The 13,307-nt window shown below is 68.6% G+C and carries 9 protein-coding genes; 7 read left to right on the top strand and 2 right to left on the bottom strand.

From position 1 onward, the window contains the following. Positions 1-51: 51 nt before the first annotated feature. From JL100_RS33505 to JL100_RS36620, 7 genes are all read left to right on the top strand, one after another. Positions 52-1,530 (top strand): methyl-accepting chemotaxis protein, encoded by a 1,479-nt coding sequence (locus JL100_RS33505; RefSeq protein WP_202682962.1) that lies wholly within the window; start codon positions 52-54, stop codon positions 1,528-1,530. 192 nt (positions 1,531-1,722) lie between these two features. Further along, a complete protein-coding gene (locus JL100_RS33500; RefSeq protein WP_202682961.1) occupies positions 1,723-2,775 on the top strand; it encodes a LacI family DNA-binding transcriptional regulator in 1,053 nt (350 codons plus the stop codon). Further along, on the top strand, positions 2,768-4,255 hold the full coding sequence (xylB, locus tag JL100_RS33495) for a xylulokinase (protein ID WP_202682960.1): 1,488 nt from the start codon (positions 2,768-2,770) through the stop codon (positions 4,253-4,255). Before JL100_RS33500 ends, xylB begins: the two co-directional genes overlap by 8 nt. Beyond that, positions 4,252-5,733: an FGGY-family carbohydrate kinase gene (locus JL100_RS33490; protein ID WP_202682959.1), complete on the top strand. Its 1,482-nt coding sequence runs from the start codon at positions 4,252-4,254 to the stop codon at positions 5,731-5,733. Before xylB ends, JL100_RS33490 begins: the two co-directional genes overlap by 4 nt. Then, positions 5,730-6,431 (top strand): class II aldolase/adducin family protein, encoded by a 702-nt coding sequence (locus tag JL100_RS33485; RefSeq protein ID WP_202682958.1) that lies wholly within the window; start codon positions 5,730-5,732, stop codon positions 6,429-6,431. Before JL100_RS33490 ends, JL100_RS33485 begins: the two co-directional genes overlap by 4 nt. A 151-nt stretch (positions 6,432-6,582) precedes the next feature. Continuing rightward, positions 6,583-7,941: an FGGY family carbohydrate kinase gene (locus JL100_RS33480; protein WP_407697059.1), complete on the top strand. Its 1,359-nt coding sequence runs from the start codon at positions 6,583-6,585 to the stop codon at positions 7,939-7,941. 762 nt (positions 7,942-8,703) lie between these two features. Then, entirely contained in the window at positions 8,704-10,461 is a 1,758-nt protein-coding gene (locus JL100_RS36620) for a right-handed parallel beta-helix repeat-containing protein (RefSeq protein ID WP_202682956.1), read from the top strand. A 39-nt stretch (positions 10,462-10,500) separates the two neighbouring features. Here JL100_RS36620 and cysC read toward each other — a convergent pair whose 3' ends face one another. Next, on the bottom strand, positions 10,501-12,408 hold the full coding sequence (gene cysC / locus JL100_RS33465) for an adenylyl-sulfate kinase (RefSeq protein WP_202682955.1): 1,908 nt from the start codon (positions 12,406-12,408) through the stop codon (positions 10,501-10,503). 6 nt (positions 12,409-12,414) lie between these two features. Continuing rightward, positions 12,415-13,212 carry a sulfate adenylyltransferase subunit CysD gene (gene cysD / locus JL100_RS33460; RefSeq protein ID WP_202682954.1) on the bottom strand — a complete coding sequence of 266 codons (798 nt, stop codon included), beginning with the start codon at positions 13,210-13,212 and terminating at the stop codon, positions 12,415-12,417. Positions 13,213-13,307 lie beyond the last annotated feature (95 nt).

The raw sequence follows: 13,307 nt of genomic DNA, 5'->3' as shown, positions 1-13,307 counted from the left end.
CTCCGTTCCCATCGACAAGACAGATACGGTTTGATCAAAGGATTGAAGGCTATGTTCACCCTGTTCAGGAAAGACAAGGCGCTCACCACCAGGATCGCGGCCCTGGACGCATTGCGTTCCAACGTGATGATCGCCGATGGCGACCTCAACATCATCTACATGAACCCGTCGGTCGCCGAACTGATGCGCGAAGCCGAGGACGACCTGAAGAAGGAACTGCCGCGCTTCAGCGTCGCCACCCTGATCGGCAGCAACATCGACGTCTTCCACAAGAATCCCGGCCACCAGCGCGCCATGCTGGCCGCCCTGGAAAAGCCGCACAGCGCGACCATCCGGGTCGGCAAGCGCGTGTTCGACCTGAAGGTCAGCCCGCTGTTCGAGGGACGGCAGCGGATCGGCTTCGTCGTGGAATGGGCCGACGCCAAGGAGCGCCTGCTGAACCTGGATTACGAGGCCCAGTTCGTCGCCGTGAACAAGGCTCAGGCGGTGATCGAGTTCTCGCCGGACGGCACAATCCTGACGGCCAATGACAATTTCCTGAAGGCGATGGGCTATACGCTGGCGGAGATCCAGGGCCGCCACCATGGCACGTTCGTCGAGCCGGACTACAGGAGCAACAAGGCCTACGCGGAGTTCTGGGAACGCCTGCGGCAGGGCGAGTACCAGGCGGGTCAGTACAAGCGGATCGGCAAGAACGGCAAGCCCGTCTGGATCGAGGGGTCCTACAACCCGATCCTCGGCATCAACGGCAAGGTCACCAAGGTCGTGAAGTTCGCGACCGACATCACGGCCCAGGTCGAGCTGCTGGCGAACTTCAAGGTCCTGATCGACGAGAACTTCGGCGAGATCGACGGAGCGGTCGAACGGTCCAGCTCGGAGGCCCGCTCGGCCTCCCTGGCGGCCGACGAGACCTCCAACAATGTCCAGATGGTCGCTGCCAGCGCGGAGCAGCTCGCCGCCTCCATCTCCGAGATATCCCAGAGCATGGCCAAGTCCCGGTCCGCCACCGACGACGCGTTCGACCGCGCGGTGAACGCCGGCCGGAGCACGGAGAAGCTGACCAACGCCGCCCAGGCGATGAACGGCATCGTCAGCCTGATCCAGAACATCGCCGGGCAGATCAACCTGCTGGCGCTGAACGCCACGATCGAGGCGGCACGGGCCGGCGAAGCCGGCAAGGGCTTCGCCGTGGTCGCCTCCGAAGTCAAGAACCTGGCCAACCAGGCGGCCAAGGCGACCGAGCAGATCTCGCGGGAGATCGACGGGATCCAGGGCACCTCGGGCGAGGTCGTCGGCGCCCTCGACACGATCCGGCACGCCATCTCGGCCGTGCGCGACCATGTCACCGTCACCGCCTCCGCGGTGGAGGAGCAGAGCGCCGTGACCATGAGCATGTCGTCCAACATGCAGAGCGCCTCGGCCGCCGTCTCGACCGTCTCCGCCAACATCCGCGAGATCTCCTCCGCGGTCCACCAGGCCGCCCAGCTCGTGACCCGGACCAAGGACGCCGCGGAGGTGCTGGTCCGCTGACCGGACGGTGCCGGGCGGAGGGGCGGCGTCCCGCCGCCCGGGGTGCGCGGGGCGCGCACCCTCCCGCGTTCGTCGCCCTTGACCGCTAAATCCATTTAGCAAAGCGCGGCATGATGCTCTATCATGCTCCCCATGAGTTACCCGCGGCCGGAATGGCCACCAAGCGGGAGCACGGGGGAGGAAGAGCGCGGCATGGCGTCGGACCGGGGGCGGAAGTCCACCATCTACGACATCGCGACGTCCACGGGAACGTCGCCGGCGACCGTCAGCATGGTGCTGAACGGCACGTGGCAGCGCTATCGCATCAGCGAGGCGACGGCGACGCGCGTGCTCGGCGCGGCGCGGGAGATCGGCTACACCATCAACATGAAGGCCCGCGGGCTGCGGCTGGCGCGCTCGGGCCTGGCCGGCATGATCATGCCGCACTACCGCAACCGCTTCTTCGCCGGACTTTCCGAATCCTTCGAGGCCGGCGCCCGGGCGCGCGGGTTCTGCCCGATGGTCGTCAGCACCCAGCGCCAGCCGGAGACCGAGCGCGAGGTGGTCGAGCGGCTGCTGTCCCATCAGGTCGAGTTCCTGTTCATCGTCGGCGTATCCCGGCCGGAGCCGCTGAACGACCTGTGCCATGCCGCCGGGATCCCCTGCGTCAACATCGACCTGCCCGGCGCCAACGCGCCGTCCGTGGTCAGCGACAACCGGGGCGGCGCCCGCATGCTGACCGACGTTCTGCTGGACAAGATCGCCGCCGCCGATCGCGGGTCCGGCGGGATCGCCGGGGAGGAGATCCATTTCCTGGGCGGAGTCGCGGGCGAATACGCGACGGAGGAGCGCGTCGCCGGGTTCCGGGAATCGCTGGCCGCGCGCGGCCTGCCGCTGCATGACGACCGTATCCACCCCTGCGGCTACTCGCCGCCGGTCGCCCGCCAGGAGGTGGAGGAGCTGTGTGCGAGGCTCGGCGGAATGCCCGCCGGGCTGTTCGTCAACTCCATCACCGCCTTCGAAGGGGCGGTGCAGTTCTTCCAGTCGCTGGAGCCGTCCGCCTTCCGGGGACGCTTCATCGGCTGCTTCGACTGGGACCCGTTCGCGGCGTTCCTCCCCTTCCCCGTCACCATGATGCGCCAGAACGTGGAGGCCATGATCGAGCAGGGTTTCGCCTATATCGAGCAGTACCCCGCCGGCGACTTTCCCATGACACGGATCCCGCCCCGCTTCGGGCCGGTGGCCGGAGGCGCCCGGAATGGCTGAGCCCGGCGGAGCCGCCTGGCTCGGGATCGATATCGGCACCTCGGCCGTCAAGGTGGTGCTGGTGGACGGCGCCCAGGCGCCGCTCGCGACCGCGGCGGTCCCCCTGGCGACCTCCCGGCCGCATCCGCTGTGGTCCGAGCAGCATCCGGATCTGTGGTGGCGGGCGACCCAGGACGCCGTGGCGGAGCTCCGACGCGCGGCTCCCGGAGCCTTCGCCGCCGTGGCCGGGATCGGCCTGTCCGGCCAGATGCACGGCGCCGTGCTGCTGGACGCCGCGGACCGGCCGCTGCGCCCCGCCATCCTGTGGAACGACGGCCGGGCGGCGGCGGAATGCGCCGAGCTGGAAAGGCTGGTCCCCGGCCTGGGCCGGATCGCCGGCATCACCGCGATGCCCGGCCTGACCGCGCCGAAGCTGCTGTGGGTCCGGCGGCACGAGCCGGACCTGTTCGGCCGAATCCGGCGCGTGATGCTGCCCAAGGACTATGTCCGCCTGAAGCTGACCGGCGAATCGGTGACCGACCCGTCCGACGCCGCCGGCTCGCTGCTGCTGGACGAGGCGGAGCGGACGTGGTCGCCGGCCCTCCTCGCCGCCTGCGGGCTCGGCGCGGAAAACATGCCCCGCCTGGCCGAGGGGACCGAGCCGGCCGGCACGCTCTCCCCGGCGATCGCGCGGGAGTGGGGATTGGCCGGCCGGGAGATCGCCGTGGCGGGCGGCGCCGGCGACGCGGCGGCGGGTGCGGTCGGGATCGGCGCCATCGCCGATGGCGACGCCTTCATCTCGCTCGGCACCTCGGCCCAGATCTTCGTGACGACCGGAGACTACCGGCCGGCGCCGGAGACCCTGATCCACGGATTCGCTCATACCCTCCCCGACACCTGGTTCCAGATGGCGGCGCTGCTGAACGGCGCCAGCACCGTTGAATGGGCGGCGCGGCTGGTGGGATCTCCCGACATCGGGGAGCTGCTGGCGCGGACCGAGGCCGGCTTCCGGGGTCCCGGAAGGCTGCTGTTCCTGCCCTACCTGGCCGGCGAGCGGACGCCCCACGACGATCCGCACGCCCGCGGGGTTCTGTTCGGGCTGGCCCCGGACACGGGGCCGACAGACGTGATGCAGGCGGTGCTGGAAGGCGTCGCCCTGTCGCTGCGCGAGGCGCGGGACTGCCTGGCGGCGGCGGGCACCCGGGTGGACCGGGTGGCGATCATCGGCGGCGGCGCCCGCAGCCCGTTCTGGACCCGGATCATCGCCTCGGCGCTCGGCATCCCGGTCACCCGCTATGCCGGAAGCGAGGCAGGCCCCGCGTTCGGCGCCGCCCGCCTCGCCCGAATCGCGGTGACGGGGGAAGCCGTCGCCGACGTCTGCGTCAAGCCGCCGGTGCTGGACGTCACCGAGCCGGACCCTGCCCTGCATGCCGCCTATGGCGACGGCTTCGTCCGGTTCCGGCGGCTCTACCGGGCCTTGAGGGAGGAATTCAGAGCGTGAGGGACGATAACGACACGGACGGTCACGACACCAGGGTCGCGGTCTTCGACATCGGCAAGACGAACGTGAAGCTGAACGTCGCGACCCGCACGGGCACCATCCTGGAGACGATCTCCACGCCCAACGCGACCCGCGACGGCCCGCCCTACCGCCACCACGACCTGGCCGGGCAGGAGGCATGGCTGCTGGACGGCCTGCGCACCCTCGCCTCCCGCCACCGGCTCGGCGCCTTCGTCGCCTGCGGCCACGGCTCCGGCGGGGTGCTGGTGGGGGAGGACGGCCCCGCCGCTCCCATGGTGGATTACGAGCAGCCCCTGCCCGGCCGGATCGACCGCGCCTATGCCGGGATGGCCGGCCCCTACCTGGAGCGCGGCAGCCCGGTGATGCTGGGGGCGACTCATCTCGCCCGGCAGATGCTGTGGCTGGAGGAGGAGTTTCCGGACGCCTTCGCCCGGGCGCGCTGGTTCCTGGGCCTGCCGCAATACTGGGCATGGCGGCTGAGCGGCGTGGCGGTGTCCGAGGTGACCATCCTGGGCGCCCAGTCGCACCTGTGGAACGTGCCGGAAGGGCGCCCGTCCGCCCTCGTCGGGATGCGCGGCTGGGAACGGCTGATGCCGCCCTTCGCCCCGGCCTGGAAGCCGGTCGGACGGCTGCGGCCCGACCTGGCGCGGCGCCACGGCCTGCCGGCGGACCTGCCCGCGAACCTGGAGGTGCTGGCCGGGATCCATGACAGCAGCGCCAACTTCTACCGCTACCAGGCGGCCGGCCACTCGGACATGACGGTGGTCTCCACCGGCACCTGGATCGTCGGCCTGAGCGACCGCTTCGACCCGGCCCGCCTCGACGAGTCCCGCGGCATGACCTGCAACGCCGACGCCTGGGGCCGCCCGCTGGCCGGCGCGCTGACCATGGGCGGGCGCGAATTCTCCCGCGTCGCCGGCACCGAGGGCACGGGCGAGCGGGCCGACGCCGGCCTGGTCGCCCGGCTGGTCGCCGCCGGAACCATGGCCCTGCCCTCCTTCGGCGACGAGGACGGGATGTTCCCCGGCAGCGCCGGAGCCGGCCGCATCGCAGGCCCGCCGCCGGAAACCCCGGCGGAGCGGCGGGCGCTCGCCGTGCTCTATACCGCCCTGCTGACGAGCGTGTGCCTGGACGCGCTGGGCAGCGACCGGCTGGTGGTGCTGGACGGCAGCTTCGTGCGCGATCCGCTCTATGCCGGCCTGGTGGCCGCCTTCCGCCGCACCCGCCATCCCGGCGGCGAGACACTGTTCAACCTCGATTCGCAGGGCACCGCAGCGGGATCGGCCCTGCTCGCCGACCATGACGGGCGGACCGCGCCGGTCCCCATAGCCCTGGAGACACCACCCGAGCCGGACCTGCCCGGCCTGGCGGACTACCGCGCCCGCTGGCTGGAGCTGGCCCGCGTGCCGGCGACCTCGACGATATCTTCGACAACGACGAGACTGGAAACGCGATGACACAGCACACCGACGGCCACGACCTGCGCCGCGAGATGGTGGAAACCTGCCGGCGGATGAACGCGACCGGCATCAACCAGGGAACCGCCGGCAACCTGTCGGCCCGGTTCGGCGACGGCTTCCTGATCACGCCTTCGTCCCTGCCCTACGACCGGATGGAGCCCGACGACCTGGTCGAGATGGCATTCGACGGCACCTATGTCGGGCGCAGGCCGTCGTCGGAATGGCGATTCCACCGAGACATCCTGCGCCAGCGCACCGACATCGAGGTGGTCCTGCACTGCCACTCCATCTATGCGACCACGCTGGCCTGCCACCACAAGACGATCCCGAGCTTCCACTACATGACCGGCGTGGCCGGCGGCACCACGATCCGGTGCGCGAAATATGCGACCTTCGGGACCCAGCAGCTTTCCGACTACGCGCTGGAGGCGCTGGAGGGCCGGCTCGCCTGCCTGCTCGGCCAGCACGGCCAGATCTCGCTGGGCAAGACGCTGGAATCCGCCCTGTGGCTGGCCAACGAGGTGGAGACCCTGTCGCGCATGTATGTCCACGCCCTGACGCTGGGCGAGCCCCCGGTGCTGCCGGACGAGGAGATGGCGCGGGTGATCGAGCAGATGCGCCGCATGAGCTACGGGCAGGCGCCCGATCTGGACGGCATCAACGACGTGGCCCGTCCCCGTCAGGCCGGGGCGTGAAAGCAAGGATCCATCAAGGATCGAGCAAGGATTGATCTATATATAGGAGTATAACGCGGGAAAGTTCCCGAGAACCGGCTTCCCGCCGCGGTCGGGGTTGGCGCCGCCGGCCCGCATCAGGCTTCCAGGAGGGCGGGCTTTTGAGAGGGGGATGCAGGGCGTGAGGGACGACAACAACGCGTGCGTCGCCGTCTTCGAGATCGGCGGGACCGACGTGAGGCTGAATGTCGCGACCCGCCGCGGCACCATCCTGGAGACGATCCGCGCGCCGAACCCGGCCCATGACGGCCCGCCCTACCGGCACTACGACCTGGCCGGGCTGGAGGCGTGGCTGCTGGACGGGTTGCGCGCCCTGTCGGCCCGCCATGCCCTGGGCGCCTTCGTCGCCTGCGGCGCCGGCGGGGTGCTGGTCACCGAGGACGGTCCCGCCGCCCCGATGATCGACCCCGGCCAGCCGCTGCCCGCGGAGGTGGCGCTCGCCTATGCCGACATCGCCGATCCCCGCGGGGAGCGCGGCGGCCCGGTCACGCCGGGGACGATTTCCTTCGCCGGCCAGCTGCTCTGGCTGGAGCACGAGTTCCCCGAAGCCTTCGGACGGGCGCGCTGGTTCCTGGGCCTGCCGCAATACTGGGCGTGGCGTCTGGGCGGGTCCGCCGTTTCCGAGATCACCGCGCTGGGCGCCCAGTCGCACCTTTGGAACGTCCGGGAACGGCGTTTCACCGCGGTCGCCAGGGCGCAGGCCTGGGACCGGCTGATGCCGCCCATGGCGCCCGCCTGGGCCCCCGTCGGGCGCCTGCGTCCCGAGCTGGCCCAGCGCTTCGGGCTGCCATCCGATCTCGACGTGCTGGCCGGGCTGCACCGCGCCAGCGCCAATTTCTACCGATATCAGGCGGCCGGCCATGCCGGCATCGCCGTGGTCTCGGCGGGGACGGAGATCCTGGGCCTGGCCGACGGCTTCGATCCCGCCGGCCTGGACGAAGAGCGGGGCATGACCTGCGGCGCCGACGTGGAGGGCCGGCCGCTGGCCGGGGCGCCGGTTCCGGCCGGCGGCCGGGAGTTTCCCCGCACGGATGGCCGGGCCGCCGACCTCTCGGTGGCCAACCGCCTGATCGAGGCCGGCGTCCTGCCCTCCCCCGGCGCCGGCGGAACGCCCGCGGAGAGGCGCGCCCTCGAGGTGATCCGGGCGGCGTTGCTGACCGACGGGTGCCTGGACGCCCTGCGCAGCGACGGGCTGGCGGTGCTGGACGGCGCCCTGGCGAGTGATCCGCTCTATTCCGGCCTCGTGTCGTCCTTGCGCCGCTCCCGGCATCCGGGCGGCCAGACCCTGCTCAATTCCGAAGCCCGCGGGGCCGCGGCCGGAGCGGCGCTGCTCGCCGACCATGTCCGGCGGACGGCACCGGTGCAGGTCTGTTTCGAGAAGCCGCCGTCGCTGGATCTGCCCGGATTGCGCGCCTACCGGTCGCGCTGGCTGGACCTCCGGGACACCGCCGACCAGCTCCGGTGGCGATGAATTCGAGCGCTGTAATCGCCGTATCGTTCGGGGAGCGGGAATAGTTGCGAGCCGCTCCTGTTGTTTCAAGAGGTGAAACGGCGCGTGCCGGCGGGATACCGAAAAAAATACCGGAAACATCCCGGCCGCCCCATCGAAATCCCAACTCTGCCATACCGGAAGTCCCACTTTTGTCGGATTTCCAAACGGGTTTTTTGCGCAGGCGCGACGGCCAAATGCCTGTAATTTGCGGGCAAGTTAACTCGCCGACAAGAAAACACCCCTAATGTCATGAGTTCAGCGAAGGCTCTCCAGTAATACACTGGGAGAGCGTGTGAAACCTTGCCAATTATCGGCACGCAGCCGATGAATCAGTGCGATTTGAATGAAAGTGAGGTCCTGGTGCCTGTCGCGTAACATTGTCTCCGGTCGAATGATTTCCAGGCCCGATCGGTCAAGCGATGGTCATGACGGTCCGCGACCCGGTCGCGTTCCCGACCCGAGATCCCCCTTCAAACAATCATCTCCGATTGGCGAGAAAATCTATCTGTTTTCCGTCCAATATCGCGAGATCGTGTCGACGACCAATCCCGTGTCCAGAGGGCTGGATGAAACGGAGGACTACCCACGCGCTCTTCACTGATAACTGTACCTACCAGAGAGCGCAGAACGCTTTTTTATCACAGCCGGGGTAAAGATGGATTAAGGATTGACTGCAATAATTCCAAGTAATGCAGCCGAAACTGCGCCCAAAACACCCGACACAAATGAAGAGAATCTGAGATGCCTACAGCCCGCAAAGTCGCCGATATTTTTTCTGGATTCAACCCCTCCAAAGTCATTTGGGTTTCCAATAAAGGCAACAACTCCGGCAACGGTTCCGAAGGCTCCCCGCTGAAGACCATCCAAGCCGCGGTCAACAAGGCCGACCCCGGCACGATGATCAAGGTCAAGGCCGGAACCTACAACGAAAACATCAAGTTGAGCGGCCTGCACGGGACCGAGGACAAGCCGATCGTCATCGAGTCCGTCGACGGCAAGGGCGCCGCCAAGATCGTCGGCGGATCGGGCAATGCCACGGTCACCGCGAACGGCATCAGCAACGTCGCGATCAAGGACTTCCACGTCGTCTCCAACACCAAGAGCGGCGACATCGGCGGCTTCAAGATCTGGGGACCGTGGAAGAACCCGCCCCACAACCTGCTGATCGAGGGCAACACCATCACCGGCAAGGGCCAGGACGGCTTCAAGCTGTTCCAGGGCGCCAACAACGTGCTGGTGACGAACAACACGATCGACGGCAACTGGCGCCAGGAAGCCATCGACAACGTCTCGGTCAAGAACGTCGTCTATGCCAACAACACCATCAAGGGCGAGGCGAAGTACACCGGCATCACGCTGAAGGCCGGCTCGCAGAACGTAGAGGTCGCCAACAACCTGTTCGACATCGACACCGCGATCGGCATCAAGGTCGGCGGCGTCGGCAGCTCGCGCTTCAACCGGGAGTTCCCGGACGAGTGGAAGGGCTTCGAGGCCAAGAACGTCCACGTCCACCACAACGTCGTGACCGCCAAGATCGACGGCAAGAGCCTGCACTTCACCGGCGCCAACGGCAACCTGGTCGAGGACAACTCGTTCAGCGACCCGGTCGGCTCGTCGGCGCACAAGCAGAAGGGGCACTTCACTTATAACTCCTTCAATAACAAGGTGATCGACAACAGCGTCGCCAGCTCGAACTTCTTCAAGCCGGATGCCGGCCAGTCCTCCGGCTTCGTCGTCTCGGGCAACAAGGTTGGCGGCAGCAAGCCGGCGGCCGGCACCGGCGTCAAGTCGGAGTCCGGTTCCAAGACGGACGGTGCCGTCGCCCCCGCGCCCGAGGACACCGGCACCGGCAAGCCGGCCGACAAGGATACCGGCGCCTGGGCGGAGAGCGACTCCCCGACCAAGACCATCGCGGGGACCAGCGCCGGCAACACCCTGAAAGGCACGAACGGCGACGACAGGATCGACGGCCGGGCGGGCGCCGACAAGATGACCGGCGGCAACGGCGACGACACCTACGTGGTCAACACCTGGAAGGACACGGTCGTCGAGAAGTCCGGCGGCGGCATCGACACCGTCCTGACCGTCACCAACTTCAAGCTGCCCGACCATGTCGAGAACCTGACCTTCATCGGCTCCGGCAAGGCTTCGCTGACCGGCAACGGGATGGCCAACATCGTCACCGGCGGCAAGGCCAACGATGTCATCGACGGCGGTGGCGGCGACGACCTGCTGTTCGGCGGTGCCGGCCGCGACAGCTTCGTGTTCGAGAAGGGCCACGGCAGCGACACCATCGCCGACTTCAAGCCAGGGTCCGGCGGCGACTTCATCGACCTGAAGGGCCTCAAGCTCGAGGACTTCGGCGACGTCAAGGACGCCATGGCGCAGAAGGGCGACAATGTTGAGATCGCGCTCGGCGGCGGCGAGACCCTGACGCTCCTGGGCGTCAAGACTTCCGCCCTGGCGGCCGGCAACTTCCAGTTCGACGGCCACTCCTGAGCGTAAGGCGGGAGGGGACGCCCCGGCGTCCCCTCCCCGTCAGGCCACGTCGCTCGTCCGGAGCGCGATGTGCGCCTCGACATACTCCATGATCTCCTCCAGGCACTCCTCGACGCTGCGCCGGGAGGTATCGACCACCAGTTCCGGCGTCTCGGGCGGCTCGTAAGGCGCGGATATGCCGGTGAATTCCGGGATCTCTCCCGCCCGGGCCTTGCGGTACAGCCCCTTGGGGTCCCGCTTCTCGCAGACCGACAGGTCCGCCTTGATGTAGATCTCGTGGAACGCCGATCCGGCCGCCTTGCGCACCCGCTCGCGGTCGGCCCGGTAGGGCGAGATGAAGGACGTGATCACGATCAGCCCAGCGTTGGCGAACAGCGAGGCGACCTCCCCGACCCGCCGGATGTTCTCGGCCCGGTCGGCCGGGGCGAATCCCAGGTCGGAATTCAGCCCGTGGCGGACATTGTCCCCGTCCAGCACATAGGTCTGGAAGCCCCGCTGGAACAGCCGCTGCTCGGCCCGCATGGCGAGCGTGGACTTGCCGGCGCCCGACAGCCCCGTGAACCAGATGACGGCCCCGTGGTGGCCGTTCCGCCAGGCCCGCGCCGTCGCGTTCAGCAGGTGGTCGACCTCCTGGATGTTGGTCGACTTGACGGTCAGCAGCTGGCGCTGGTCCGGATATCCCCGCATGTTGACGACGCCGGCCGCGACCGTGTCGAACCCGTCCACCAGGACGCAGCGCCCGGTGGCGGGATTGGCCGAGTGCTCGTCGAGCGCCAGCATCTCGCGCGAGCGCAGCGTCACCTCGCAGACCTCGTTGGTCCTGACCTGGACGGCGTCGCCGCCGCCCAGGGTCTGGGTGTCGATGACCCGGTCGATCGACTGCACGGTCACGGCGGCCCGGTCGGTCCCCAGCTTCAGCATCAGGGTCTGGCCGGGGAGCAGCGGTTTCCGGCCGATCCAGAACAGGCTGGCGCGGAACACGTTGGTCAGGACCGGCGCGTGGTCGGCGTGGCTGGCCACGTCGCCCCGTTCCACGAACAGCGGCTCGTCCAGGGTGATGCCGACGGTCCGGCCGGCCCGCACCTCGACCGGCGCCTCCCCCGGCCCCCAGTGCTCGATGGTGGCGATCCGCGCGGTGCGGTTGGCCGGGGAGAACAGGAGCTGGTCGCCGACCCTGAGCACGCCGGTCTCGACCCGTCCGACCAGGATCCGCCGGTGGTCGAACTTGTAGACGTCCTGGATCGGAAGGCGCAGCGGCCGGTCCACGGGAGCGGCGCTCGGTTCGAACCGGTCCAGCATCTCCAGCAGGGTCGGCCCCTCGTACCAGGGCATCTCGGCCGCGCGGGTCGCCAAGTTCTCGCCGTGCCGGGCGGAGACCGGGACCACCGCGGACGCCCGCAGCCCCAGGTCGCGCAGGAAATCCTCGACCGAGCGGCGGACCTCGTCGAACCGGGCGGCATCATGGCCCACCAGGTCCATCTTGTTGACCGCGACGACGACCTGGCGAAGGCCCAGCAGGTTCAGCAGATAGGCGTGGCGGCGCGACTGCTCCCGCATGCCCTCCGACGCGTCCACCACCAGCACGGCGGCGTCGGCCGACGCGGCGCCGCTGACCATGTTGCGCAGGAACTCCCGGTGGCCGGGCGCGTCGATGATCACGCAGTCGCGGCGCGGCGTGCGCAGCCAGATCTGGGTGATGTCGATGGTCACCGCCTGGTCGCGCTCGGCCTGGAGCGCATCCAGCACGAACGACCATTCCAGCGGCATGCCGCGTTTCTCGCTGACCGCCTTCAGCTCCTCCAGCTTGCCGTCGGGCAGGGAATCGGTGTCATGGAGCAGGCGGCCGATCAGCGTCGACTTGCCATGGTCCACATGTCCGACCACCACGAGCCGGAGATCGGCCGGGCGGAAGCGGGGGGGCTGCGCCTGTTCGATTGTATCAGCCATCTTGCCTCACAGATATCCGCTGCTGCGCAGGCGCTCGAAGGCGTCCTCCGCCTCGTGGTCCATGGTCCGCCCGGCGCGCTCGGACGTGCGGGTCTCGCTCAGCTCGGCGATGATCTCATCGATCGTCGAGGCGGTGCTGTCGATCGGCAGGGTGATGTTCTTCTCCCCCAGAGACCGGTACCGCTTGCCCTCGCGGGCGAAATAGAGCGGCACGATGGGGATGTCCTCCCGCTTGGAGTAGCGCCAGATGTCCAGCTCGGTCCAGTGCAGCAGCGGGTGGATGCGCACGTGGGTCCCGTCCGGGAACTCGGTCTTGTACTGGTCCCACAGCTCGGGCGGCTGTTCACGCACGTCCCAGGCATTGTCGCTCGACCGGGGGCTGAACACGCGCTCTTTGGCGCGGGTCGCCTGCTCGTCGCGCCGGATGCCGGCGATCAGCCCGCGGAAGCCCAGGCGGTCGGTCACGTTCTTCAGGCCCGCGGTCTTGCGCGCCGCCGACCGGCTGGCCGGGGGGAGCGTCGGGTCCATCTCCTCCTCCGGCGGGCACTGCTCGATCACCAGGTCCAGGTTCCAGTCCCGCGCGATGAGGTCGCGGAACTCGTACACCTCCGGCAGCTCCATCCCGGTGTCGAGCTGGATCACGGGGAACGGCACGCGGCCGAAGAACGCTTTACGGGCAAGCCACAGCAGCGCGTTGCTGTCCTTGCCGATCGACCACAGCATGCCGAGCGGCTCGATGCACGCGAAGGCCTCCCGCAGGATATAGATCGATCGTGCTTCAAGCTGATCCAGATGCGAAGGCATTGTCGAGGCAGCTCCTCCTGAAGGGCACCGGATGCCGGCCGCCGTACCCGGCACGATCGATGCACGCGCCATGATCACCGCGGCCGGAGCGTTCA

Origin of the sequence: Skermanella mucosa (assembly GCF_016765655.2) — a bacterium.
GTDB classification, from domain to species: domain Bacteria; phylum Pseudomonadota; class Alphaproteobacteria; order Azospirillales; family Azospirillaceae; genus Skermanella; species Skermanella mucosa.
The sequence above is the reverse complement of the archived record's forward strand: the minus strand, read 5'-3'. Positions and strand labels throughout refer to the sequence as shown.